At 65.8% G+C, this 24,561-nt stretch carries 19 protein-coding genes; 12 read left to right on the top strand and 7 right to left on the bottom strand.

Translation table 11 applies throughout. The annotated features are described in order from the left end of the window. The gene (locus WGH93_RS08380; protein ID WP_374764427.1) at positions 1 to 2,673 is read right to left on the bottom strand and encodes a glycosyltransferase; all 2,673 of its coding nucleotides are present in this window, start codon (positions 2,671 to 2,673) and stop codon (positions 1 to 3) included. Continuing rightward, on the bottom strand, positions 2,670 to 4,856 hold the full coding sequence (locus tag WGH93_RS08385) for a DUF6212 domain-containing protein (protein WP_374764428.1): 2,187 nt from the start codon (positions 4,854 to 4,856) through the stop codon (positions 2,670 to 2,672). Before WGH93_RS08385 ends, WGH93_RS08380 begins: the two co-directional genes overlap by 4 nt. Positions 4,857 to 5,053: 197 nt before the next feature. On the opposite strand from WGH93_RS08385, the gene WGH93_RS08390 reads away from it, so the two are divergent. Together WGH93_RS08390 and WGH93_RS08395 are read left to right on the top strand one after the other, a co-directional pair. Then, positions 5,054 to 6,154 (top strand): sulfotransferase, encoded by a 1,101-nt coding sequence (locus tag WGH93_RS08390; protein ID WP_374764429.1) that lies wholly within the window; start codon positions 5,054 to 5,056, stop codon positions 6,152 to 6,154. Next, the gene (locus WGH93_RS08395) at positions 6,151 to 6,912 is read left to right on the top strand and encodes a WbqC family protein (RefSeq protein ID WP_374764430.1); all 762 of its coding nucleotides are present in this window, start codon (positions 6,151 to 6,153) and stop codon (positions 6,910 to 6,912) included. The genes WGH93_RS08390 and WGH93_RS08395 overlap by 4 nt, the downstream gene beginning before the upstream one ends. A 369-nt stretch (positions 6,913 to 7,281) precedes the next feature. Here WGH93_RS08395 and WGH93_RS08400 read toward each other — a convergent pair whose 3' ends face one another. The 3 genes from WGH93_RS08400 to WGH93_RS08410 are packed head-to-tail and all read right to left on the bottom strand — an operon-like array spanning position 7,282 to position 9,567. Next, the gene (locus WGH93_RS08400) at positions 7,282 to 7,467 is read right to left on the bottom strand and encodes a hypothetical protein (protein ID WP_374764431.1); all 186 of its coding nucleotides are present in this window, start codon (positions 7,465 to 7,467) and stop codon (positions 7,282 to 7,284) included. After that, on the bottom strand, positions 7,467 to 8,876 hold the full coding sequence (locus WGH93_RS08405) for a lipopolysaccharide biosynthesis protein (RefSeq protein ID WP_374764432.1): 1,410 nt from the start codon (positions 8,874 to 8,876) through the stop codon (positions 7,467 to 7,469). The genes WGH93_RS08400 and WGH93_RS08405 overlap by 1 nt, the downstream gene beginning before the upstream one ends. Then, the gene (locus WGH93_RS08410) at positions 8,869 to 9,567 is read right to left on the bottom strand and encodes a PepSY domain-containing protein (protein ID WP_374764433.1); all 699 of its coding nucleotides are present in this window, start codon (positions 9,565 to 9,567) and stop codon (positions 8,869 to 8,871) included. Before WGH93_RS08410 ends, WGH93_RS08405 begins: the two co-directional genes overlap by 8 nt. A gap of 156 nt (positions 9,568 to 9,723) precedes the next feature. Here WGH93_RS08410 and WGH93_RS08415 point away from each other — a divergent pair, with 156 nt between their 5' ends. The 3 genes from WGH93_RS08415 to WGH93_RS08425 all read left to right on the top strand — a co-directional run bounded on the left by WGH93_RS08415 (position 9,724) and on the right by WGH93_RS08425 (position 12,714). Next, a complete protein-coding gene (locus WGH93_RS08415) occupies positions 9,724 to 10,884 on the top strand; it encodes a glutathione S-transferase N-terminal domain-containing protein (protein WP_374764434.1) in 1,161 nt (386 codons plus the stop codon). Between the two features lie 57 nt (positions 10,885 to 10,941). After that, positions 10,942 to 11,628 carry a glutathione S-transferase family protein gene (locus WGH93_RS08420; RefSeq protein WP_374764435.1) on the top strand — a complete coding sequence of 229 codons (687 nt, stop codon included), beginning with the start codon at positions 10,942 to 10,944 and terminating at the stop codon, positions 11,626 to 11,628. Positions 11,629 to 11,904: 276 nt separating this feature from the next. Further along, positions 11,905 to 12,714 (top strand): substrate-binding periplasmic protein, encoded by an 810-nt coding sequence (locus WGH93_RS08425; RefSeq protein WP_374764436.1) that lies wholly within the window; start codon positions 11,905 to 11,907, stop codon positions 12,712 to 12,714. 32 nt (positions 12,715 to 12,746) lie between these two features. On the opposite strand, the gene WGH93_RS08430 is transcribed toward WGH93_RS08425, so the two are convergent. Further along, the gene (locus WGH93_RS08430) at positions 12,747 to 14,321 is read right to left on the bottom strand and encodes an EAL domain-containing protein (RefSeq protein WP_374764437.1); all 1,575 of its coding nucleotides are present in this window, start codon (positions 14,319 to 14,321) and stop codon (positions 12,747 to 12,749) included. Positions 14,322 to 14,545: 224 nt separating this feature from the next. Between WGH93_RS08430 and WGH93_RS08435 the strand changes: the two genes are divergently transcribed. The 7 genes from WGH93_RS08435 to hydA all read left to right on the top strand — a co-directional run bounded on the left by WGH93_RS08435 (position 14,546) and on the right by hydA (position 24,052). After that, on the top strand, positions 14,546 to 15,901 hold the full coding sequence (locus WGH93_RS08435; protein ID WP_374764438.1) for an NAD(P)-dependent oxidoreductase: 1,356 nt from the start codon (positions 14,546 to 14,548) through the stop codon (positions 15,899 to 15,901). Positions 15,902 to 15,946: 45 nt separating this feature from the next. Further along, positions 15,947 to 17,257 carry an NAD-dependent dihydropyrimidine dehydrogenase subunit PreA gene (preA, locus tag WGH93_RS08440; protein WP_374764439.1) on the top strand — a complete coding sequence of 437 codons (1,311 nt, stop codon included), beginning with the start codon at positions 15,947 to 15,949 and terminating at the stop codon, positions 17,255 to 17,257. Between the two features lie 27 nt (positions 17,258 to 17,284). After that, positions 17,285 to 18,613: an omega-aminotransferase AptA gene (gene aptA / locus WGH93_RS08445; RefSeq protein WP_374764440.1), complete on the top strand. Its 1,329-nt coding sequence runs from the start codon at positions 17,285 to 17,287 to the stop codon at positions 18,611 to 18,613. Positions 18,614 to 18,619: 6 nt separating this feature from the next. Continuing rightward, positions 18,620 to 20,119, top strand: a complete 1,500-nt coding sequence (locus WGH93_RS08450; RefSeq protein WP_374764441.1) for a CoA-acylating methylmalonate-semialdehyde dehydrogenase — start codon at positions 18,620 to 18,622, stop codon at positions 20,117 to 20,119. A 27-nt stretch (positions 20,120 to 20,146) separates the two neighbouring features. Then, the gene (locus tag WGH93_RS08455) at positions 20,147 to 21,016 is read left to right on the top strand and encodes a nitrilase-related carbon-nitrogen hydrolase (protein WP_374764442.1); all 870 of its coding nucleotides are present in this window, start codon (positions 20,147 to 20,149) and stop codon (positions 21,014 to 21,016) included. A gap of 64 nt (positions 21,017 to 21,080) precedes the next feature. Next, on the top strand, positions 21,081 to 22,592 hold the full coding sequence (locus WGH93_RS08460; RefSeq protein WP_374764443.1) for an NCS1 family nucleobase:cation symporter-1: 1,512 nt from the start codon (positions 21,081 to 21,083) through the stop codon (positions 22,590 to 22,592). Positions 22,593 to 22,609: 17 nt separating this feature from the next. Further along, the gene (gene hydA, locus WGH93_RS08465) at positions 22,610 to 24,052 is read left to right on the top strand and encodes a dihydropyrimidinase (protein WP_374764444.1); all 1,443 of its coding nucleotides are present in this window, start codon (positions 22,610 to 22,612) and stop codon (positions 24,050 to 24,052) included. Positions 24,053 to 24,100: 48 nt separating this feature from the next. Here the strand turns inward: hydA and WGH93_RS08470 are convergent, their stop codons facing one another. Next, positions 24,101 to 24,415, bottom strand: a complete 315-nt coding sequence (locus WGH93_RS08470) for a DUF6768 family protein (protein WP_374764445.1) — start codon at positions 24,413 to 24,415, stop codon at positions 24,101 to 24,103. Between the last annotated feature and the right edge of the window lie 146 nt (positions 24,416 to 24,561).

Genomic DNA, 24,561 nt, shown 5'->3' on the forward strand with positions numbered 1-24,561 from the left:
TCAATGTTTCAGCCGGCGGGCCATGGCGGCGGCCACACGGTCCTGATCAAAGGGGGCATCCAGAAAATCGAACAGCGGCGCCAGCGCCCCCGGCCTGTCCGTATAGTCGTCATAGCGCACCGTGAAACTGCTTTCCGGGTGGCGCGCGGCATAGGCGGCAAAGCGCGCGTCCATGTCCGCCACCATGGCTTCCACCTTTTCCGGCGGGGCATCGCGCCACCAACTGCTTTTCGCCACCTGCCGCCAGTCCCGCGTGTTGAAGACCAGCTTCAGTCCGGGAAAGGCCAGTCGCAGGAAGTCCAGGAAGCTGTCGAAATGCCCGTCCGTCACCTCGCTATAGCGGATTTCCTTGAAGCCCACGCGGGTGGCCTCCGGCGCGGGGCGAAGCACCTGCCGGGTGAAGCCGTCCGCCAGTGTGCGGGCATAATCCCCCGGCGCCACCTCGTCCGCGCCGTACCAGGGGCCGGTGGGCGGCACCGGGCGGCGGAAATTATAGGCAAGCTGCATGTGCAATATGTTCAGATAGCTTAAATAAAGCGGCCACAGGGCGCCGCCATTCTCGCCGCGGAAATGCATTCCCTCAATGGTCTGAAGCACGGTCTGCAACAGGGTGGAACCGGATCGGCCATAGGTGACCACGAACACATAACCCAGTCGGGGCCGCCAGCCGGGGCGCACCCGGCCCGGCGGCATCACGCCCGGCCTGTCCGGCAGCAGCCGCGCGGCCAGGCTTTCCGGCGCCACCAGCTTAGCCGCGGGCACCCCCGCCGCCGACAGCCGCCGCCGAAGCCCGGTATCGGCCAGCGCGATGGCATCCGGCGCATGTTCATAGGCCAGCAGGCGAGCCACAAGGTCGTCCCGGCCCAGGCCATCGGGCAGCAGGGCATCTTCCGCCCACACAAGGGGCCGCACCCCGCGCGCCCTTGCGGCGCCCAGCACCTCCAGAAAGCCGCCACCGCCCAGCGCCAGAACGGCGGAAAACGGCACCAGCAAACTTTCCGCGCGCAGGCCCTCCATCTCCCCCAGCATGACCGGCACCGACCGGCCCAGATAGGGCCGCACCCCGGCACCGCCCTGCGGCAAGCGCAGCACGAACACGTTTTCCAGCATGGCCAGCAGGTCGGGCGGCACCATGTCGGACGCGGCGGCACCGCGCTGCGTCTCCACCAGCAGGGAAACGGACCCGCCCCGCTCGGTCAAAGACGTGATCAGCGCCCGCAGCCTGTCCGGCGCCGTCAGGGCCCGCTCCGGCGCGGCAATCAGCACCGGGCGCGCGCCGTCCGTCACCACCATGGGCAACGGCGCCATGCCGTCATCCGGCGTGCAGGCCCGGTCCACCTGTGTGCGGCGCACCCGATCCGCCGCGGGCCCGGCATAGCGACGGTCCTGATGACGGCGGCTGAAGGGCCGCGCCCGCACACGGCTGAGCAGGGTTTCCGCCATGGCGGGCACACCGTCCGGCGCCAGGGCATCGGGCGACCGGGGAAACGCCAGTTCCAGCGTCGGGGGCAGGGTTTCCAGCGGCGCGCCGTCGAACAGGCGCGCGCGACTGAGCGACAGCATCCGCCCCCCGTCCGAACCCTGGCCCGCGCCACCAGCGCCATAACAGGCCACATCCGGCCCGGTCATCAGTGCCCAGGCCAGCCCCCGCGCATGGGGCCCGGCGCCGGTCAGCGCTTCCAGCATGGCGGCGGGGCCGATCAGAACCCGATCCGGGAAGAAGGTGCCCACCGGGTCCGCCACCCTTTGGTCGATCAGGGCCAGAAAGCCGTCCAGATCCAGCATGGTGGGCGAAAACAGCGGATCGGTGAACAGCGCCGCGCCGTCCCGATCCGTCATCACAAAGGCCAGGTGCGGCGCTTCCCGGTGTGCGGTCTCCAGCAGGAAACGCGGTTGAAACAGGCTGCCATGCTTGGCCCGCATATGGGACAGCAGCGCCTGCTCCCCCCGCCGGGCATCCGCCAGCATGGATTCCGGGCGACGACGATAGAAAAAGCCGCTATCCGCCGCGCGCACGCCGCGATAGCCCGCCGCCAGGGCGTTGAGCCAGAAATCCCAGTCCTCGAAACCGCTGCGCATCTCCTCGTCGAACCACACGCCCTTGTGGAACAGATCGGCGCGCACCAGCGACCCGGCCTCGGAAATATTGCCCTGCAAGTGCTTGAGCACTGAATAGTCCGGCGCGGTCTCGCGCACGTCAAACCCTTCAAGCCCCCAGCTCTGGCCAAAAAAGGCGATATCGGGATAGGCCCAGCCAAGCGCCGGGTCATCGCCCAGCGCGTCGCGGTAACGGGCCAGGCTGTAGGGCGCCAGCCGGTTGTCCGCATCCAGAAAAAACAGGCTGTCCATTTCCGGCTCCAGCGCCAGCAGGAAGCGCACCCCCGCATTGCGCGCGCCGGGCAGCCGGGTATTGGGCTGGCGCAGGCCATGAACCGTACCGGGATAGCGCGCGGCCATGGCGGCGATCACGGCGGCGGTATCCGCGTCCCGGCAGCCATCATCCACCACCACCACGCGCACGGCGAACGGCCCTTCCTGCTCGGCGGCGCTGACAATGGCCTCCACCAGAAAGCGCGGATGGCCGAAGGCGGGGATCACCACGCCGATCACCGGCCCGTCAGGGGCCGGGCGCGGCACGGCGCCGAATTCGGATATGGCACCCGCCGCGCTCATTGGGGCCCGTCGTCGCCGGGCAGCGCATCCAGCCCCGCGCCCACCAGGTCGATGGCAGTCCAGCGGCACCAACCAAAGCTGACGCTGTCCGACACCGGGGCGACGGTCACCGCCAGATGATAACCCCAGTCGCTTTCCGGCGAGAGCGCGTCACGCTCGAACCGGAAATGCCCCTCGTCAAGCGCGGACAGCGTGCAGACCCGGATCAGAACCCGGCCATCCGCCCGCACATGCAGCCCGTCATCCAGCCCGTGGGCCACCGCTCGGCACGCCTCGGCGGCCTGCGTTTCCGGCTCGGCCATGTCTTCCCGCACCAGAATGGCCGCATAGCGGAAATCCGGCGCCGCCTCATGAGCGGTGGAAGCGCGCAATGTCACGCTCAGCGTACCGGACGGCACCACCCGATCGATAAAGGCGGCGGAGACTTCCTCCACCAGCGGGTGGGTTTGCAGATAGCCCGCGTCCTCGCTTACCAGAAGCGGGCGAAAGCCTTTCTCGGCGGTCAGGGCTTCCAGCCGATCCGCGCCGGGCAGAAACCGGGTGCGGCCCATCAGTTCGGGAAAGCGGATGGCCCGGATCAGGCGCGGCGGATCGGGCCGCATATCCCGCATCGGCGCGGGGTCCAGCCTTATCTGCGTGCCGTCAAAAGCCTGCTCCACCACCACACCGCGCCAATGGCACCAGCCATAGGCCACGCTGTCGCCCATGGCGCCCACCCCGATCACCAGCCGCGCGGGGCTTTCCAGCGGACGGGCGGGCACAAGGTGCAGATCGCCCACCGCCCCGGCGGCCAGAACCAGGGTGGTGGCGGCAAGGGCGCCGTCCGGCACACTGTCCGGGGCGTCGGCGAGCGCCGTCAGCAGGGGGCGGGCGGCCACGGCATCCACCGTTTCCGGCACCAACAAAGCCATGAACCGCACGGGGGCCGCCTGCGGGTGATTGATCTCCGCCGCGATACGCACGCGCGCCGTGGCACCGGGCACCTCATGGCCCGCCATCAGCCCCACCGGGGCCGCCAGGGTTGGGTGGGTCTGCACCACGCCGCCATCCAGCATCTGCACAAGGTCCACGCCCGCATCTTCTTTCAGCGCGGCGTGATGATCCGGCCCGCCCGCAAAGGTCCAGTCATCGCCGAGAAAGGCGGATGCCGACCATTCGGTGTGCCACAGATCAAGGGCGCCGGTGGGCAGATATGCGTGCACCGGGGCCGTGGCCGGGTCCGTCACGCCCTTGAGAACCCGAAGCGCCAGACCAGGCCGCCCGTCTGCCCCCGTGCCCACACCGCTTTCCGGTGTGCGCACGTCCGTCAGCGACAGAAGCGGCGGTGTGTCGGTCGCATCCACGGGGTCGAACGCCAGGTCCAGAATCACTTCGCCGCGGCCATGCAGGGGGGGCAGGCCGCGCACGGCGTGCCAGCCCCCGGCCAGCGCATGGAACGGCACGCGGCGGCTTAACAGCAGGGCGCCATCCGCCGCGCGGATCAGCCGCATCGCCAACGCCCCCCGCCCGCTGGCCGGGCGGGCCACATGCAGGGCAATGCCGGTCATGCCCGCGCTGTCCACCGGCAGGTTTTCCCGCACAAGGGTACAGTCCACATCGCCGGCCGGGCCGACAGTGCGATCGCCCACGGGGGTTTCCATGACCACCAGGTCGGTGTCGAATCCCACCCCGCCCAGCATGGCCCGCGCCTTGGCAAGGCCCAGCGCCAGCCGTTCGCTCTCAAGGCGCAGCGCGGCCATGTCCGCCTCCCGCGTGCCGAGGGTCCGGTGCAGGCGGGTGGCCTCCTCCGTCATGGTGCGGGTCAGGAACGCGGCCAGGGTCGCGCTGTGGCCGGGGGTGGCTTCCTCCACATAGATGGCAAACTGCCGGTGCATGGCCGACAGCCGACCCTGCGCCCCCCACGCATGGGCCACATTGCGCGCCGCCGGGGTCACTGCCACGGCCACCAGCCCCGGCGGCATCCCGGCGGGCGGGCTGAGACGGTCGCCATTGTGGGCCGCCTTGCCCGCCGCCTGACCCGGCAGACGCACCAGGCCGTCCGGGTCCGTGGCCACGACCGGCACATGATCCGGCAACAGGCGGCGCACCTGCCCGGCCAGGGCGGCATCGACCGCCACCGACACCGGCGCCCCGTAAAGCGCCCCCAGCGCCGCCGGTGTGATGATCAGATCCAGCTTGTCCATGAAACGCCTGCCCCCAAAAAAACACGGTGCACCGGCGCGAAGCGTGCGCCCGATGCGTGTTCCAAAGGTGATAATCCCCCCGCTCAAGCCCCGTCAAGCGGCGCTTGAACCGCCGCGGGCGCTGTGCCAGAACCGTTGCAAATCCACTGTGCCGCCAAAAGGGGCCCGTTGTCCCCAACAAAAGGGAAATCCGCCCGATGACAGAGCCCGACCCGCCAGACGGCCACGGCCACCCCGCACAGGCCGGATCGACCCCCGCCCGGCACGCCGGGATGGCGGCGGGGCGCACGGCGCGGTTCGCCCGTTCATCCACGCTGGAAACGGTGCTGGACGAGATCGGCGGAGCCATTGACTGCGCCCGCGACGACGCGCTGCATCCGCCCTATGGCACGCCCCGACAGCCGCCGGTGATGATCGTGGGCGCCCCGCGCAGCGGCACCACGCTGATGCTGCAATGGCTGGCCCGGCAGGCGGCCTTTGCCTATCCCAGCAATCTGGCGGCCCGCTTCTGGCGCAACCCCTATTTCGGCGCGCGGGTACAGCAGGCGCTGGCCGACCATGACAGCGCCAACATGCTGGGCCTGAACGGGGGGTTCGACTTCAAGTCCGACCTTGGCCACAGCAGGGGAGCCCTGGCACCCAGCGAGTTCTGGTATTTCTGGCGCACCTGCTTTGCCTTTCCCGAATCCGGGCCTTTGCCCCCCCATGCGCTGGCACAGGCCGACTGGCCCCGCTTTCTGGAAGGGCTGGCGGGGCTGGAAGCGGCCTTTGACAAGCCGGTGGCGCTGAAGGCCATGATCGCCAACTGGAACATTGCGGACATCAGTGCCCGGCTGGACAAGGGCCTGTTCATCAATGTGGAGCGGGACCCGGTATCCGCCGCCCTGTCACTTCTGAGCGCGCGGGAGCGCTTTTTCGCGAACCGGGCGCGCTGGTACAGCTTCCGCCCGGCAGAGGCCCCCGCGCTGGACCGCCTGAGCCCGCCGGAACAGGTGGCGGGCCAGGTGTTCTTCACCCGGCTGGCGGTGAAGGCCCAACTGGCCCGCCTGCCCCAAGGCCGCCATGTCACCGTGTCCTATCGGGATTTCTGCGCCGACCCGAAGGCCCTGCGGCAACGGATCGAGGCCGCCTTTGCCGATCAGGGCGCCGCGCTTTCCCCCGGCTATGACGGCCCGGCGGCCTTCGACCATCGCGGCCATACGGGGGACGCGGGCGACCGTGCCGCCATCACCGCCATGCTGGACCGGCTGGCGGCGGAACACGGATCGTCTTCCATGCTGGACGAAAGCAGCCCATGACCCGCACCCCCATGACCCGCACCGTCGCCATCATGCAACCCTATCTGCTGCCCTGGATCGGCTATTTCCAGTTGATGGCGGCGGCGGATCATTTCCTGATCTATGACGATGTTACCTTCATCAAGGGCGGCTATATCAACCGCAACACCCTGTTGACCCGACAGGGGCGGCAACCCTTCACCCTGCCCGTGGCGGGGATCAGCCCCAATCGCGCCATTGCCGACCACCGGCTGGCGGCGGGGCCGAAAAAGCTGTTGCGAAGCATCGAGGTGGCCTATGGCCGCGCCCCCTGTTTCGAGCAGATCATGCCGATCCTGACGGACGCGCTCGGCGGGCCGGATGCCTGCCCCGGCGGGGACCTGGGCGCGTTTCTGGCCCGGCAGCTTCGCGTGCTGGCGGACGCGCTCGGCCTGACGGCACGGCCCGGTTGGCAGATCACGCGCAGCAGCGCCCTTGCCGACGACAAAGCCCACCGGGACCGGCGCGCGGCGGATCGGGTGCTGGCGCTGACACGGGACCTGAACGGCGATCATTATGTGAACGCGCCGGGCGGGCGGGCGCTGTATGACCCGGCGACTTTCCACGCAGCGGGGGTGCGGCTGTCCTTTCTGGAAAGCACGCCCCGGCCCTGGCCGCAATGGAACAGCGATGCCCCGTTCGACCCCTATCTGTCCATCATCGATCCGCTGATGTTCACCGGCCTGACCGGCACCCGCGCCCGACTTGCCGACTATCACCTGGACACGCCCTCAGCCTGAAATCCCAAACAAGCCCCATCCGCACCCGGCGTTGCCTCTACCGGTGCTGCCCACGGCAGCGCCGGAGGCCACAAGCGTGGCCCGCCGCCAATGCGGCGCCCCCGCGGAGCGCACGCGACAGCGTGCCTGCGTGAGCGAAAAGGAGCCTCTACCGGTGCTGCCCACGGCAGCGCCGGAGGCCACAAGCGTGGCCCGCCGCCCATGTGGCGCCCCAGCGGAGCGCGCGCGAAGCGCGCTTGCGTGAGCGAAAAGGAGCCTCTACCGGTGCTGCCCACGGCAGCGCCGGAGGCCACAAGCGTGGCCCGCCGCCAATGCGGCGCCCCCGCGGAGCGCGCGCGAAGCGCGCTTGCGTGAGCGAAATAAAAGACCTTAAAAAATTCCCCGCACGGAGTGGCGGGGGTTCGGGGTGAGCCAATCGGGCCAGCCGACGGTTTCCTCCACCAGCCAGCTCAGCAACGCCAGAACCAGCACCACGCCCACGGTGATGATGAAGTTCCGGCTGATCCCCCGGCGCAGCCACAGGCTGGCCCGGACCAGGGCGTTCATGAAATCCATCAGGCGTCCTCCTGTGTGCCGCCGGTGGGGCGCGGGGGGCCTGGAATGCGGCGGACCAACGGCGCCAGTGCCCAGCTTGTCACCAGCCCGGTTCGGCGGCGGACCATGATCATCATGCTGCCATGAACCGCGACCATGGCAAACAGAGTCGCCAGTGCCGCGCCCCACGCGCCAAGGGGCGGGATCAGCACCGCGTTCAGCGCCACATTGCCAAGCGCCGCCAGCGCGGTGGCGGCCAGCGTAACGCGCTCATGCCCGGTCATGTTCAGCACCAGGCCGCAGGGGCCGGTCAGTGCATTGGCCAGCTTGCCCGCCGCCAGCACGGTCAGCACCGGCGCGGCGGCCAGAAAGGCATCGCCATAAAGCAGGCTGATCAGGTCCCGGTTGGCCGCCAGATACAGCGCGAAAAAACCGATGGCCGCCAGCGTCACAATACGGCTCTGGCGCCGGATCAGGGCCTGTGCGCCCGCCAGATCCCCCGCCCGGTGCAGCATGGCGATGCTGGGCTGAATCACCATGTTCAGGGCTTCCTGCACCATGAGCACGAAAGTGGAAAGCTGGAATCCGATGCGGAAAAAGCCGGTCTCCGCCGGGGAACTGAGGAACCCCACCATCACCCCGTCGGCGTGCAGATTGACCGCATTGGCCCCGGCGGTGAGCGCAAATGGCAACAGGGCCAGCGACCAGTCCCGTGCCTGCATGGGCGCGCGCGGGGGCAGCGGACGGGGCAGGCGGCGGCGCATCAGGACAAAGGCCAGTATCAGGCCCGCCAGCGCGCCGCCGAAGCGGGCCATCAACGCCTCTTCCGGGCTGTCCATCAGGGTGGGGGCCAACAGCACCACGACCAGCGCCAGCCCCACCACTGCCACGGGCCGTATGCCCATGGTCGGCACCAGCCCCAGCGCGGGCCGCCCCAGCGCGCGAATGGCCGCCGCCCGGCCATTGCCCAGCACGATGATGAAAATGGTGGCCAGCACCAGCGCCAGCGCCAAAGGCGTGATGCGGTCCTGAAAAGCGGTGCTGAGGGTGTGGGCGGTGAACAGCAGCGTCGCCCAGAGCCCCACGGACACCACCGCCAGCAGAACGGCAAAGCGCATCAGGGCGCGGATCAGGCCCCAGTCGCCGGACAGTCGCCACTGGGCCACATTGCGCACCACCAGCACGGGCACGGCCAGTTGGGCAAAGAACAGGCCGAACTGGATCAGCCCCGCGGCAAAGGCATAACGGCCATAATCCGTAACGCCCAGAAGGCGGGAAAACAGAATGGTGGACAGGGTGATGAATACCACGCTCACCAGCCTGAGCGCCACCGCCGGGGCGCCGCTTTTCAGCAGGTCCGGCAAATCCGGTGGCGGGGCGCCGCCGCTGGCCGGGCCCGGATCGCCGTGATGGGAAGGCCGCTCAGCCACGGCGCGGCCTCAGGAAGAAATCGCGGCGGCGCAGGCGATAGAACAGCAGCCCCACCCCGGTGATCACGAACAGTACCGCCGTCGCGGCAAACAGCATCAGGAGCGGATTGTTGATATTTTCGCGCTGGTCGTAATCCATGATGTGCAGCATCCAGACAAAATCGAACAGGCGCCACAGATCACTGCGCCGGGCCGTGACCCTGGCGCTGTCCTTCGACACATAGACCACCAGCCCTTCCGGGTCGTCGAACACCACCTGATAGGCGGGCATGGGGCCGCGATAGGTGACCGGGTTATGATCCAGCGCCCGCACCGCCCTGACCGGCGGGGCATCCTTCACATGCTGCCGGGCAAGCGTGGCGGCCTCATCCGCGCCGAGGGGGCCGCGGGGGGTGCCATTGGTGCCATCCAGCAGGCGCGGGCCATCGGGGGTTTCCGCCACCAGCAGAGCGGCATCGCCGAGCCGCGCCAGCCGAAGCCCGCGCACGTCCAGCGGCCCGGCGACGGCGAGCAGATCGGCCATCCGCGCGGCGGGCAGGCTTGCGGGCGGCAGGGCGGCCAGACGATGCTCGCTGCGCACGGTTTCAAGCTGAAGCCAACTCATCACCGCGCCGGACAGGGTCCAGAACAGGAACTGCACCGCCAGCAACAGCCCGCCCCATTTGTGCAACCGGCTGAACCACTTGTGCATCGTCGCCTCTCCATCTCGGTTGTTCGGGCCCCGGCATCGCGCCGAAGAACGCCGCCCGCTTGTACGCCGTCGGCTCCGCCCTTGGCAAGCCGCCCGCGGGCGCATAGGCTGACCGGCGTGCCGAGTGTATCGGCGCACTTTCGGATTGGGGGGACCATGTCAAAGCCGCTGCACTTCTATGCCACGCCCTTTTCGCTGTATTCCGGCAAGGTGCGCAGTTATCTGCGCAAGGCCGGGATCGCCTTTGAGGAGCGCCTGCCAAGCCACAGCGATCACATGACCCATGTGGTGCCCAGGGTGGGCCGGGTGGTGCTGCCCACCGTTACCATGGCGGATGGCACGGTTCATCAGGACACCACGGAAATCATCGACGCGCTGGAACCGCAAAGCCGCGCGCCCGGCGTTTACCCGGACAGCCCCCGCCAGCGTATTACGGCGCTGATCCTGGAACTGTTCGGGGATGAAGGGCTGCTGCGCCCGGCCATGCACTATCGCTGGCATTACCGGGAAGCGCACGATCATTATCTGTCGCTGGAATTTGCCCGCGCCATGAACCCGAAAGCCGACGGGGTGGAGGCGGACAACATGGCCGAACCCATGAAGGCGCAGTTTTCCGGCTATCTGCCCATGCTGGGCGTGACCGCGCAAACCACCGACCTGATCGAGGACACCTATCTGGACCTGCTGGCGGATCTGGACCGGCATTTCCGCGACCAGCCCTATCTGCTGGGCTTTCGGCCCTGCATTGCCGACTATGGCATGATCGCGCCGCTTTATGCCCATCTGGGCCGCGATCCGGTGCCCGCGAAGCTGATGAAGGAAAAGGCGCTCCGGGTCTGGCGCTGGGTGGAGCGGATGCAGACAGCGGGCGCCGACATGCCCGAATTCGCGGGCGCCGAGCCGGTTCTTTTGCCCGACGATGTCATTCCCCACACGCTGAAGGCCGTGCTCAGGCTGGTGGCCACCGATTACCTGCCGGAATTGCGGGCGCTTTCCGCCTTCATGGATAACTGGCTGGACCGGCACGGCAATGAGGTGCGCGAAGGCGCGCCGGTGATCACGGAAAAAGGGCAGCGCACGCTGGGCACCATGGAAATCGACCTGCGCGGCACACCGGTGACGGTGGCGGCGCGGCACTTTTCCCTGTGGATGCTGCAACGGGTGCAGGATGCCTATGACGGGCTGGACGCGGCGGGCCGGGCCTCGGTGGATGCACTGCTGGCCGAAACCCGCCTTCAAGAAATCGTGACCCTGCGCCCCGCTCGCAGGATCGAACGGAAAGACTATGTGGAAGTGTGGGGCGCGCAGCGCTCATGACGGATCGCACAGCACCCCATTGCGCGCCCGCGCGCTGAAACCAACAGGAGCCGAGCCATGATCGAACTGTATACCGCCGCCACGCCCAATGGCTGGAAAGCCTCCGTCGCGCTGGAGGAAATGGGCCTGCCCTATGAAACGCACAAGATCGACCTGATGGCCGGCGAGCAGAAAAAGCCGGACTTTCTGGCCCTCAATCCCAATGGCCGCATCCCCGTGATCCGGGACCGGGACAATGCGGACCTTGTAGTGTTCGAATCCGGCGCCATCCTGCTTTATCTGGCGGAAAAGACGGGCCGGTTCCTGCCCACGGACACGAAAGGCCGCTATGACGTGATCCAGTGGCTGATGTTCCAGATGGGCGGTGTCGGGCCAATGATGGGTCAGGCCAATGTGTTCTATCGCTATATGGAGGAAAAAATCCCCACCGCCATCAATCGCTACCAGTCGGAAAGTCGCCGCCTGATGGAAGTGCTGGACGGTGCCTTGAAAGAGCGGGAATTTCTCGCCGGGGACTATTCCATCGCGGACATGGCCAACTGGTGCTGGGTTCGCACGCATAAATGGTCCGGCGTGGAGACGGACGGGCTGGACAATCTGCAACGCTGGCTGGATGCGATCGAGGCCCGCCCCGCCGCGCAGCGGGGCATCAAGGTGCCCGAGGACATCAATGAAACCAAGCTGAAAGAAGGCAAGGACGCAGACGACTTCGCCAAAAATGTGCGCAGCATGGTGCAGACCTGAGCCCCGGCCTGCCCCCTGCCCCGGCCTGAGCCATGGCTCATCCAGACCCGAAATGGAGGGCATGATCGCTAAAATCTTACGAATTCTTTTACCCCATCGCCGGGTAGTGTTAATCTTTGCGTGCATTACCCGGCTGGAAAATGCTTCCCGGCCAGGTTGACGTGAAACGCATGACGGCCCGTGACCGCAAGGGACGGCATTGCCCATGCGGCCAGATGATGGCCGCATCCGGGCAGGCAATACGTCATCTCAGGCCAACGGGCTGTTGGGAGGATAATGCGACGACGATGGCACATATGGGCCATGGGGCTGATGACAGCCCTGGCCGTTCCGGTATCCGCGAAGGCGGATGAAGAGCCGCCCGTGCGGCTGGTCACCGGGGACCGCTATCCCCCGTTCGCCGGGCGGACCCTGCCGGAGGGCGGACTTGCCACCCTGCTGGTGCGCCGTGTGTTCGATAAGATGGACCGAGAGGTGAAGATCACCTTCAAACCCTGGAACCGGGGCCTGAAGGGTACATTGCAGAATCGGTATGACGGCGCCTTTCCCTTTATCCGCTCAAAGGATCGGGAGCGGAAATTTCTCTTCTCCGACCCCGTGGTGGAAGCGGTGCAACGCCCGCTGGTGCGCAGCGGCACGGGCTTCAAGGCGCAAACCCTGAAGGATCTGGAAAGCCACAGCTTCTGCCTGCCGGTAAGCTATGCCCCCCCGCCCGCCATAGATGCTCTGGTCAGGCGCCGGGCCATGGGCCACATCAGTGCCAACACGATGACCGACTGCCTGCGCCTGCTGGACAGGGGGCGCGTGGCCTTCATACCGCTGAGCGAACGGGAAGGCCGGGCCATGCTGCGCCGGAATGCGAACGCCAGCACGGCTCGCGTGCAATTTCTCGACATGGTGATCGCCTCGGTGCCTCACCATGTGCTGTTTGCCCGCGACAATCCCCGAACCATGAAGCTCAAGAGCCGCTTCGACAGCATTCTGAGGGCCATGCATTTCGATGGCAGTCTTGCCCGGCTGAAAAAGCGGTATATGGCACGGCTTCAAAAGGCGGATGAAGAACGCCGCGAGTCTCGCGGGCGCTGACCCCGCATCCCTTTTCTGGCAACGGGCGCCGGTCAGGGCTGATCCATGCGGCGCCGGCTGCTGATCAGCCCCTCCGTGGGGCGGCCAAAATAAAATCCCTGCCCGAACGTGACCCCCATGTCCCGAAGCAATTCCGCGTGCTCGCGGGTCTCCACCCATTCGCCCACGGTCTCCACCCCCAGTTCCTTGCACAGCGTGACCATGGATTTCAGAAAAGCCCTGTCGCGCGGGCTGGTCAGGGCGTTACGGATATAGGCGCCGTCAATCTTCAGCGCATCCACCTGAATTTCCCTGAGATACTGGAAACCGGCCGCCCCGGCGCCGAAATCATCCAGATACACCCTGAAACCATGGGCGCGAATCATGTCCACCGCCCTGGCAAGGCGCGGCACATCCGTGATGCGGGCGCTTTCCGTCACTTCAAAGGACAGCCCGTCAGCCAGATGCCTGTGGGCTTTCAGGCGATCTTCCAGCGCGGCACAGAAAGCATCATTGGCCAGCGACCGGCCCGACAGGTTCGCCGCCAGCGCGGGGGCGCCCGCCCCGCCCGATTTGCGCAACTGGGCGTACTTCTCCAGCGCCCTGTCCGTCACCGCCAGGTCGAAGGCATCCACAAGCCCCACCTCCTCGGCGAAGCAGATCATCTGGAAGGGACTCATGGACTCCTCGGTGGAAGCAAAGCGGGACAGCACCTCGAAATGATGGGTGTGGCCATTGGAAAAAGCCACAACGGGCTGATAGACCAGCGTGAAGTTACCATCATCCAGAATGTCCCGGAATGCTCGCACGCGGCGGGCGTTTTCCGTGATCAGATCGGGGCCGCTGCGAAAATCCTCAAGAGTCATGCCCCCGGTGCCCGCGGCAAACTGTTGCAGCGAAAAGATCAGGGCGCGCACACTGTCTTCCTCGTTCAGATGGGCGGCACCCGCATCGATGGAAGCGGCATCCAGCGCCACGCCGGTGGCCTGCCCCACCCTGTCCGCGATGGTCTCCGCGCTGCCATTGTCTTCATGCACCAGGGCAAAGCGCCCCTCACCCAGATGGGCGGCCTGATTGCCGCCAAGGGAAAAGGTTCTGAGATAGGATTCGATCGCCGACTGCTCGGACTCGCTCAGTCCGTCCGTTCCCATGGCCGCAAGGACACTGACCAGCAGGTCTTCATCGCCGCTGGTGTCGAACAGCTCCTCCAGCCCGGCATAAAACTGCTCCCGCCGCTCTGTGTCGGACAGGGCCTCGGGCGTGCGATCCAGGGTCATGCCGAGCCGGGCGGGCCGGGACAGAACCGCATAGATTCGCTTCGACGGCGACGGCAGGCGGGAGAGGAACAGCACCGCCGGTTCCCTGAGGCCACCGGGGTGCGCGGCGATGCGAAAGGGGCCAAGGCGGCGGGCCGGGGTCAGCATATCCGCCGCCGCGCGCAGGCGGTCAGCGGCATCAACGGGGATCAATGACAGAAAAGGCTGCCCTGCCAGCGCTTTCGCGGTCTCGCCGAAAAAGCCGGTGGCCGCCCCGTCCAGACTGGAAATGGTGAAATCCGGTTCCAGTTCCAGCAAAAGATCGCCAACGCAGAACGCATAACCCAGAAATCTTTCGGGCACTCGTGGCATATAGCCCCTCCCCCATTAACCAAACAGTCTTTCACAAAAAACCGCCGAATGGTAGGGCGCTTGTGGGGGCCGGAAATCACCGCCCCGCACCGGCAACCAAGAAGCGTTAGCGAATATTTCTGACCAAACGGTCAAGATTGGCCTTGACCAAACCTTGAAACTGACAAAAACTTGTCCGACAACACCCATGAAGGTCGGGACAACAGGGCAGGCAAGGACGGATCATGTCGCAGCGTTATCACTCTTCCTCCACCGGGTGCGGCATGACGGATGCCGATATTCGGGCCAATTTCCAGGATCTGCATCCGCCGCTGGACCGGATGCAGGCGGCTGTGGAAGCGGATCGCTGCCTGTTCTGTTTCGATGCCCCCTGCATCACCGCCTGCCCCACGGCCATCGACATCCCCAAATTCATCCACCAGATCAGCACCGGCAATCTGGAAGGGTCCGCCCAGACCATTCTGGAAGCCAACATCATGGGCGGCACCTGCGCCCGCGTCTGCCCCACCGAAGAACTGTGCGAACAGGCCTGCGTGCGCAATACCAGCGAGGATCAGCCGGTGAAGATCGGCCACCTTCAGCGCCACGCGGTGGACCATCTGATCGACCGGGTTCTGGACGGCGCCGCCCCCAACCCCTTTGTGCGCGGCGAACCCACCGGGAAAACCGTGGCCATTGTGGGCGCGGGCCCGGCGGGTCTGTCGGCGGCGCACCGACTGGCCATGGCGGGCCATGACGTGATCGTTCATGATGCGCGCCCCAAGGCGGGCGGGCTGAACGAATACGGCCTGGCCGCCTACAAGATGGTGGACGATTTCGCGCAAAGGGAAATCGCTTTTCTGATGGATGTGGGGGGCATCACCTTCCGCTTTGACAGCGCCCTGGGCCGGAACATCACGCTGGACACGCTGGCCGCGGACCATGACGCCGTGTTCATAGGCATCGGGCTGGGTGACACCAACCATGCCGCCATTCCGGGCCGGGACCTGCCCGGCGTGCAGGATGCCATCGCCTTCATTGAAGCGCTGCGCCGCGCCGACGATCCCGCCGCCATGCGCATGGAAGGCGACGTGGTGGTGATCGGCGGCGGCAATACCGCCATCGACGCCGCCGTGCAGGCCCGCCGCCTAGGGGCCGACAGCGTCACGCTGGCCTATCGCCGCGGGGAAGGCCACATGCCCGCCACCGACTGGGAGGTGGACCTGGCCCGCACCAATGATGTGGCCATCCGCCTGTGGTCCCGCCCCACCGAATTTCGTGGCACGGACAGCGTGGAGAGCGTCACGCTGGAGCGCACGGAACTGAAGGATGGCAAGCTGACCGGCTCCGGGCGCACCTACAGCCTGCCCGCGGATCATGTTATGCTCGCCATCGGGCAGACCCTGGCGGATACCGGGCTTGACGGCCTGACGCTGGCGGCTGGCAAGATCACCGTGGACGAGCACTTTCAAACCAGCCGCCCCGGCGTTTATGCGGGCGGCGACTGTATCGACCGGGGGGTGGACCTGACCGTTCAGGCGGTGGAGGACGGCAAACAGGCCGCCGCCGCCATCCATGCCCGGCTGACCGGCACGGCATGAGCCGCGCGCCGGGGCAAGACCGCCGAGCCTAAGGAGGGCCGAGCCATGAGCCTGCTGAACCTGCGCGCCAGACCCGATCTGCGCTGCACCATCGCCGGGATTGACAGCCCCAACCCGTTCTGGCTGGCATCCGCCCCGCCCACGGACAAGAAATACAATTGCGTGCGCGCCTTTGAAGCGGGCTGGGGCGGCGTTGTGTGGAAAACGCTGGGCATCGACCCGCCGGTGGTGAATGTGTCCAGCCGCTATGGCATCCACAAGAATGACGGTGGCCATATTGTCGGCTTCAACAATATCGAGCTGATTTCCGACCGCCCGCTTGAGGTGAACCTTCGGGAGATCGAGGAAACCCGCGCCGAATGGCCGGATCGGGTGATCATCGGCTCCATGATGGCACCGATCGACGAGCAGGCGTGGAAAGAACTGGCGGTGAAGATCGCCAATGCGGGCGTGCACGGGATCGAACTGAACCTGGGCTGCCCCCATGGCATGTGCGAACGGGGCATGGGCTCCGCCGTGGGGCAGGTGCCCGAATTCGTGGAAAAAACCACGCGCTGGGTACGGGAAGCCACCGGCCTGCCCGTGTTCACCAAGCTCACCCCCAATATCACCGACATTCTGGAGCCGGCGGAAGCCGCCAAAAAAGGCGGTGCGAACGCGGTATCGCTGATCAACACGGTCAATTCCATCGTCTCGGTGGACCTGGACCGCATGGCCCCCACCCCCGTGGTGGACGGCAAGGGCACCCATGGCGGCTATTGCGGCAGCGCGGTCAAGCCCATCGCCTTGAACATGGTAGGGGAAATCGCCCGCACGCTGGGCTATCGGGACATGGAAATCTCCGCCATTGGCGGCATCGAAACCTGGCGGGACGCCGCCGAGTTCATCGCGCTGGGCGCCAGCGGGCTTCAGGTGTGCACCGCTGCCATGCTCTATGGTTTCCGCATCGTGGAGGACATGAACGAAGGTCTCCAGACCTTCATGGAAGACAAGGGCTATGACAGCCTGCACGCCTTCCGGGGCATGGCCGTTCCCAATGTGGTGGACTGGAACGAGCTGAACATGAACTTCGACACCAAGGCGAAGATCGACCCGGATAGCTGCATCGAATGTGGCCGCTGCTATATCGCCTGCGAGGATACCAGCCACCAGTCCATCGCCATGAAGGACAAGCCCGGCGGCGGCAAGCTGTTCGAGGTGATCGAGGAAGAGTGCGTGGGCTGCAATCTCTGCTACCATGTGTGCCCGGTGCCGGACTGCATCACCATGGAACCGGTGGAGACGACCGAACCCTATCTCACCTGGCCGGATCATCCGCTCAATCCCATGGGTAAAAAGACAGAAGCCGCCGAGTAAAGCGACGTGGCAGGAAAGGGCACCGACATGAGCGACCAAGCACACCATATCCCGAACGATCTGGACGCCTACTGGATGCCCTTCACCGCCAACCGGCAGTTCAAGGACAAGCCGCGCATGGTGGTGGGCGCGGACGGCATGTATTACAAGCTGGCCGATGGCCGCGACCTGATGGACGGCATCGCCGGCCTGTGGTGCTGCAATGCGGGCCACAATCGCCCGCGTATCACCCGCGCCATCCGCGATCAGGCGGGGCTGCTGGATTATTCCCCCGCCTTCCAGATGGGCCATGCCAAGGCATTTGAACTGGCCGCCCGGCTGGCGCGCATGATGCCGGGGGATCTGAACCATATCTTCTTCACCAATTCCGGCTCGGAAAGCGTGGAAACGGCGCTGAAAATGGCGCTGGCCTATCACCGCCTGAACGGCGAGGGGCACCGCACCCGCCTGATTGGCCGGGCCAAGGGCTATCACGGGGTCAATTTCGGCGGCATGAGCGTGGGCGGCATGACCGCCAACCGCAAGATGTTCGGCAGCCTGGTGGCCGGTGTGGACCATCTGCCCCACACCCACGGGATAGAGGCCAATCTGTTCACGCGCGGCCAGCCGGAACACGGCGCCTGGCTGGCGGATGACCTGGAAGAGCTGTGCGCCCTGCACGACCCCAGCACCATCGCCGCCGTGATCGTGGAACCGCTGGCCGGGTCCGCCGGTGTCATATTACCGCCCAAGGGCTATCTGGAGCGCCTGCGGGAGATATGTGACAAGCACGGCATATTGCTGATTTTCGATGAAGTGATAACGGCTTATGGCCGTCTTGGTCAGCCCTTTGCCACCAGCTATTTCGGTGTTCAGCCGGATATCGTCACCACCGCCAAGGCGCTGGCCAATGGCGTTATCCCGGCGGGGGCGGTGTTTGTGCGCGACCATATCCATGATGCCTTCATGACCGGGCCGGACCATGTGCCGGAATTTTTCCACGGCTATACCTTTTCCGGCAATCCCATGGCCTGCGCGGCGGCGCTCGCCACGCTGGACACCTATGAGGAAGAAGGGCTGCTCACCCGCGGCACGGACCTGTGGGACTATTGGGAGGACGCGGTGCACTCCTTGGCGGACTGCCCCCATGTGATCGACCTGCGCAATATGGGCCTGATCGCCGGGATCGAAATGCGCCCCGGCCCAAGAGGCCCCGGCACGCGGGCGTTCGATGCCTTTCTGGCCGCCTATGAAAAGGGCCTGCTGATACGGACCACCGGCGACACCATCGCGCTGTCGCCCCCTCTCATCATCGAAAAGCATCATATCGACTTCGCCTTCGACACGGTGCGCGCAGTCCTCAAGGAAATCGAGTAGAAGCCCATGACCCTGATCCGCCACATCATCGCCGGCACGCCCACAAGCGGAACCGGCATCGGCACCACGCCGGTCTTCAACCCCGCCACGGGCGAACAGAGCGCCGAAGCGGTCACAGGCGGCACCGAGGATGTGAACGCCGCCGTCGCCGCCGCTGCCGAAGCCTTCCCCGCCTGGGCCGACACCCCCGCCGCCCGGCGCGCGCGGATCATGTTCAATCTGCGCGGCGTGCTGGACCGCCGCCGGGACGAGGTGGCCCGCACCATTTCCGCCGAACATGGCAAGACCCACGACGACGCGCTGGGCGAAGTGGCCCGCGCCATGGAGGTGGTGGAATATGCCTGCGGCATCGCCGAGCATCTCAAGGGCGATTTCAGCCGTGATGTGGCCCCCGGCATCGACAGCGCCGCCGAGCGCCAGCCGCTGGGCGTGGTGGCCGGGATCACGCCGTTCAACTTCCCCGCCATGGTGCCGCTGTGGATGATCCCCATGGCGCTGGCGGCGGGCAATACATTCGTTCTCAAACCCAGCGAGCGGGACCCCTCCTCCGCCAATCTGATCCATGACATGTTCGCCGAGGCCGGGCTGCCGGACGGCGTTCTGAACGTGGTCCATGGCGGGCCGGATGCGGTGAACGCGCTGCTGGATCATCCGGTGGTGCAGGCGGTGAGCTTTGTGGGCTCCACCCCCATTGCGCAGCACATCTACAGCCGCGCCACGGCGGCGGGCAAGCGGGTGCAGGCGCTGGGCGGCGCCAAGAACCATATGGTGGTGATGCCCGATGCGGATATGGACCAGGCCGCCGATGCCCTGATGGGCGCGGGGTACGGCTCCGCCGGGGAGCGCTGCATGGCGGTGTCCGTGGCCGTGCCGGTGGGGGAGGAAACCGCCGACAGGCTGGTGGCGGCCCTGAAGCCCCGCGTGGCGGCGCTGAAGATCGGCCCCAGCACGGATGAGCGCGCCGAAATGGGGCCGCTGATCACGGCGGAAGCGAAAGAGCGCGTCGAGGGCTTCGTGGCCCGCGCCGTCGCCGAGGGCGCCGAAGCGGTGGTGGATGGCCGCGGCTTCACGCCGCCGCAGGGCTATGAAGGCGGGTTCTGGACCGGCGGCAGCCTGCTGGACCGCGTGACCCCGGAAATGGAAGTGTATCGCCAGGAGGTGTTCGGCCCCGTTCTGTCCGTGGTGCGGGCCGGGGATTTCGACCAGGCGCTGGACCTGACCAACACCCATGAATATGGCAACGGCGCCGCGCTGTTCACCCGCGACGGGGATGCGGCGCGCACCTTCGCCAAGCGGGTGCAGGCGGGCATGGTGGGCATCAATGTGCCCATTCCCGTGCCCGTGGGCTTTCACAGTTTCGGCGGCTGGAAGCGATCCAGCTTCGGCGGCCATGGCATGTACGGGCCGGAAGCGGTCCATTTCTACACCAGGCTGAAAACAGTCACCAGCCGCTGGCCCACCGGCATCCGGGCGGGCGCGGAATTCACCTTTCCCAGCATGGGATAACCCCATCCGATCAAGGAGTGAGAGAGCATGACCAAGCTGCGCGGCGGGCTGATCCAGATGGCCCTGAAATCCAGCACCGACAACGACCCGGAGACCATTCGCAAGGCCATGATTGATGCCCATATTCCCCTGATCGAGGAAGCGGGGAAAAAGGGCGTTCAGGTGCTTTGCTTCCAGGAAGTGTTCACCCAGCCCTATTTCTGCCCCAGCCAGGACACCAAATGGTATGCGGCGGCGGAAAAAATCCCGGACGGTCCCACCACGAAACTGATGCAGGACTATGCGAAAAAGTTCGGCATGGTGATCGTGGTGCCGATCTATGAGGAAAGCGAGGTTACCGGCATTTATTACAACACCGCCGCGGTGATCGACGCGGACGGGCGCTATCTTGGCAAATACCGCAAGACCCACATTCCCCAGGTAAAGGGCTTCTGGGAAAAGTTCTTCTTCAAGCCCGGCGCCAGCGACTGGCCCGTTTTCCAGACCCAGTTCTGCAAGCTGGGCGTCTATATCTGCTATGACCGCCACTTCCCCGAAGGCTGGCGGGCGCTGGCCCTGAACGGCGCGGAATATATCGTCAATCCCAGCGCCACCGTGGCGGGGCTGAGCGAATATCTGTGGAAACTGGAACAGCCCGCCTCCGCCGCCGCCAATGGCTGCTATATCGGCGCCATCAACCGGGTGGGCACGGAAGCGCCCTGGGACATCGGCGAATTTTACGGACAGAGCTATTTCGTCAACCCGCGCGGCCAGATAGAGGCGGAGGCCAGCCGCACGGAGGATGAACTGCTGATCCACGACATGGACATGGACATGGTGCGGGAGGTGCGCAATCTGTGGCAATTCTTCCGGGACCGCAGGCCGGAAACCTATGGGCCTTTGACGCGGCAGGAATGACGGGTCACACTCGCCGGGCCGAACGATCGATCCGGCACCAGTGTTCAAGGGAAAGGGGCAGCCCATGAGTGAAACGCAGAGCACCGCGGCACCGGCCACGGGCACCACGCAGAGCCGGCAGCGGCCCGAAGGACTGGACGCGGACCTGTGGAACCCCGATCTGGCGCCGGTGGACGCATCGGAAAAGACCTGGGACTGGCGCGCCTATGCGGCCCTTTGGGTGGCCATGGTGGCCTGCGTGCCCACCTATCTGCTGGCGGCGGGCCTTGTGGGCGCGGGCATGGCCTGGTGGCAGGCGGTCATCACCGTGTTCTTAGGTAATGTGATCGTGCTTATCCCCATGGTTTTGGTGGGCCATGGCGGCGCCAAGCACGGCCTGCCCTTTCCGGTGCTGCTGCGGTCGGCCTTCGGCACCACGGGGGCGAAAATTCCGGCGGTGGCGCGGGGGCTGGTGGCCTGCGGCTGGTTCGGCATCAATACCTGGCTGGGCGGCAGCGCCATCTATCAGATTCTCAACAAGCTGACGGACGGCGCCTTTATCGGCGCGCCGCTGCCCGTGATCGATATCGACACGGCGCAGACGCTCAGCTTTCTGGGCTTCTGGGCCATGCACATCTATTTCATCCGCAATGGCACGGACAGCATTCGCTGGCTGGAAACCCTGGCCGCGCCCTTCCTGTTGCTGATGGGGGTCGCGCTGCTGGGCTGGGCCTATGTGAAGGCGGGCGGCTTCGGGGAAATGCTGTCCGCCCCCAGCCAGTTCGTGCCGGGCGGCGAGAAAGAGGGCCTGTTCTGGCCCACCTTTTTCGTCGGGCTGACGGGCATGGTGGGCTTCTGGGCCACCATGTCGCTGAACATCCCCGATTTCACCCGCTTCGCCCGCGACCAGAAAAGCCAGATCATCGGTCAGGCCGTGGGCCTGCCCATTCCCATGGCGCTGTACACCTTCATCGCCGTGGCCGTTACCTCGGCCACCGTTACCATTTACGGCGAGCGCATCTGGAACCCGGTGGAACTGGCCGCCCGCATGGAGGGCGTGACCGTCATCATCGCGCTGGTGGCGCTGGTGATCGCCTCGCTCACCACCAATCTGGCGGCCAATGTGGTGGCACCGGCCTATGGCTTTTCCAACCTGGCGCCGGAAAAGATCAGCTTCCGCACCGGCGGCTATATCACCGCCTTTATCGGCATCGCCATATTCCCGTGGAAGCTGATGGAATCGGCGGGCGCCTATATCACCACCTGGCTGGTGGGCTATTCCGCGCTTCTTGGGCCAATCGCGGGCATCCTGATCGCGGACTATTTCCTGGCCCGCAAGACGGATTTGGACGTGCCGGACCTTTTCCGGCATTCTGGCCGCTATGGCAGCGGCGGCGGCTGGCACGCGCCGGGCATCATCGCGCTGGTGGTGGCCGTACTGCCCAACCTGCCCGGCTTTCTGGCGCAGGTTCAGCTACTCGGTGACGTGCCGGATGCGTTCGACGCCATCTATCGCTATGCCTGGTTCGTGGGCTTTTTCCTTGCCATCGCCATTTACATGCTGCTGTGGCACCGCGACCGGCTGAAACACGCTTGACCTTCAGGAGAGATACCATGGCCATGATCATCAAGGGCGGAACGGTTGTGAACGCGGACCAGCGTTTCAAGGCCGACGTACTGGTGGAAGGCGGCAAGATCACCGCGGTGGGCGAAAAGCTGGATGCCCCGTCCGACGCGCGCGTGGTGGATGCGGCGGGCGCCTATGTGATGCCCGGCGGGATCGACCCGCACACCCATATGCAGCTTCCCTTCATGGGCACGGTGGCGAGCGAGGACTTCTTCACCGGCACCCGCGCGGCGCTGGCGGGCGGCACCACCATGATCATCGATTTCGTGATACCCGCGCCGCAGCAGCCGCTGATGGAAGCCTATCGCCAATGGCGGGAATGGTCCGAAAAGGCGTGCGCGGACTACAGCTTCCATGTGGCCGTCACCTGGTGGGACGACAGCGTTCACAAGGATATGGAAACCCTCGCCACACAGGAGGGGGTGAACAGTTTCAAGCACTTCATGGCCTACAAGAACGCCATCATGGCGGAGGACGAGGTGCTGTTCAACAGCTTCAGCCGGGCGCTGGAACTGGGCGCCATCCCCACCGTGCACGCGGAAAACGGGGAGCTGGTCTGGCAGCTTCAGCAGAAATTCCTGAAAGCCGGGCTGACCGGGCCGGAAATGCACCCGCTGTCCCGCCCCCCGGCGGCGGAAGGCGAAGCGGCCAACCGCGCCATCCGCCTGGCGGAGGTGATCGGCGTGCCGCTCTATCTGGTGCATGTGTCGGCGAAAGACAGCCTGAACGAGATCATCCGCGCCCGCGGCGAAGGCCAGCGCGTGTTCGGCGAAGTGCTGGCAGGCCATCTGATGATCGACGAAAGCGTCTATCGCCATGAGGACTTCGAAGTGGCTGCCGCCCATGTGATGTCCCCGCCCTTCCGGGAGAGCTCCCATCAGGATGCTCTGTGGAAGGGGCTGCAATCGGGCAATCTGCAAACCACGGCCACCGACCATTGCTGTTTCTGCGCCGACCAGAAAGCCATGGGCGAGGATGACTTTTCCAAAATCCCCAACGGCACCGGCGGCGTGGAAGACCGGTTGGCCGTACTGTGGACGGCGGGCGTGAACACCGGCAGGCTGACGCCGGAAGAGTTCGTGGCCGTCACATCCAGCAATACGGCGCAGATTTTCAACATCTATCCGCGCAAGGGCCATATCGGCGTGGGCGCCGATGCGGATATCGTGGTCTGGGACCCGAAAGCCACCAAGACCATCAGCCGGGACAGCCACCACCAGAATGTGGATTACAACATCTTCGAGGGCATGGAGGTAACCGGCCTGCCCGCGCACACCATCTCGAACGGCAAGCTGAAATATTCGGCTGGCGTGCTGGATGTGGAAGAAGGCGAAGGCAACTATGTCAAGCGCCCCACCTTTCAGCCGGTGTTCGAGGCACTGGGTAAGGTGGCCGCCGCCAACAAGGTGGCGCCGGTCAAGCGCGGCTGAAAAACACCCGGCGCTGAGAAACCCGGCCCGGCGGGCTGCCGCCGGGCCTTATTCAGCCCGGTCCAGACGGCGCAGAATGCGGTTGGTCTCGAAATGGCTGACCATGAAACCGCGCAGAAACACCATGAACTGCACCAGCACAATGGTCGCCACGCCCCACTGGATGGTGGCGGTGATCTGATGGCTGTGCAGCATGGCCACGGCACAATAGACAGCGCCCGCGAAAAACAGAATCTGGGCGACGAAGGCCACCTTCATGATCCAGCCGAGCGGCCCGCGAAACAGGGCACCCACCTGGGCGATATAACCGGGTTCCCCGGCCTCGGTTGCGGCGGGGTCGGATGCGCTTGTGTTGAGGGTCATCGCACTCTCCCATTGACGATTGCGGACAAGCCCGCGCTGCATCGGACAAGCCGGGGCAAATCTGTCGCACCCAGCATTCCGGCCTGAAACCTTAACCACATCTTAATAAGTTGCCCATTACAAATGGGAACAGGCTTGTGGATAAT

Source organism: Yunchengibacter salinarum (genome assembly GCF_037658235.1).
Taxonomy (GTDB): domain Bacteria; phylum Pseudomonadota; class Alphaproteobacteria; order Sphingomonadales; family Kordiimonadaceae; genus Yunchengibacter; species Yunchengibacter salinarum.

Excerpts from the sequence above, each read along its gene's own strand:
- WGH93_RS08380 (WP_374764427.1), bottom strand. The coding sequence starts at position 2,673 with ATGAGCGCGGCGGGTGCCATATCCGAATTCGGCGCCGTGCCGCGCCCG.
- WGH93_RS08385 (WP_374764428.1), bottom strand. The coding sequence starts at position 4,856 with ATGGACAAGCTGGATCTGATCATCACACCGGCGGCGCTGGGGGCGCTT.
- WGH93_RS08390 (WP_374764429.1), top strand. The coding sequence starts at position 5,054 with ATGACAGAGCCCGACCCGCCAGACGGCCACGGCCACCCCGCACAGGCC.
- WGH93_RS08395 (WP_374764430.1), top strand. The coding sequence starts at position 6,151 with ATGACCCGCACCCCCATGACCCGCACCGTCGCCATCATGCAACCCTAT.
- WGH93_RS08400 (WP_374764431.1), bottom strand. The coding sequence starts at position 7,467 with ATGGATTTCATGAACGCCCTGGTCCGGGCCAGCCTGTGGCTGCGCCGG.
- WGH93_RS08410 (WP_374764433.1), bottom strand. The coding sequence starts at position 9,567 with ATGCACAAGTGGTTCAGCCGGTTGCACAAATGGGGCGGGCTGTTGCTG.
- WGH93_RS08415 (WP_374764434.1), top strand. The coding sequence starts at position 9,724 with ATGTCAAAGCCGCTGCACTTCTATGCCACGCCCTTTTCGCTGTATTCC.
- WGH93_RS08420 (WP_374764435.1), top strand. The coding sequence starts at position 10,942 with ATGATCGAACTGTATACCGCCGCCACGCCCAATGGCTGGAAAGCCTCC.
- WGH93_RS08425 (WP_374764436.1), top strand. The coding sequence starts at position 11,905 with ATGCGACGACGATGGCACATATGGGCCATGGGGCTGATGACAGCCCTG.
- WGH93_RS08430 (WP_374764437.1), bottom strand. The coding sequence starts at position 14,321 with ATGCCACGAGTGCCCGAAAGATTTCTGGGTTATGCGTTCTGCGTTGGC.
- WGH93_RS08435 (WP_374764438.1), top strand. The coding sequence starts at position 14,546 with ATGTCGCAGCGTTATCACTCTTCCTCCACCGGGTGCGGCATGACGGAT.
- preA (WP_374764439.1), top strand. The coding sequence starts at position 15,947 with ATGAGCCTGCTGAACCTGCGCGCCAGACCCGATCTGCGCTGCACCATC.
- aptA (WP_374764440.1), top strand. The coding sequence starts at position 17,285 with ATGAGCGACCAAGCACACCATATCCCGAACGATCTGGACGCCTACTGG.
- WGH93_RS08450 (WP_374764441.1), top strand. The coding sequence starts at position 18,620 with ATGACCCTGATCCGCCACATCATCGCCGGCACGCCCACAAGCGGAACC.
- WGH93_RS08455 (WP_374764442.1), top strand. The coding sequence starts at position 20,147 with ATGACCAAGCTGCGCGGCGGGCTGATCCAGATGGCCCTGAAATCCAGC.
- WGH93_RS08460 (WP_374764443.1), top strand. The coding sequence starts at position 21,081 with ATGAGTGAAACGCAGAGCACCGCGGCACCGGCCACGGGCACCACGCAG.
- hydA (WP_374764444.1), top strand. The coding sequence starts at position 22,610 with ATGGCCATGATCATCAAGGGCGGAACGGTTGTGAACGCGGACCAGCGT.
- WGH93_RS08470 (WP_374764445.1), bottom strand. The coding sequence starts at position 24,415 with ATGACCCTCAACACAAGCGCATCCGACCCCGCCGCAACCGAGGCCGGG.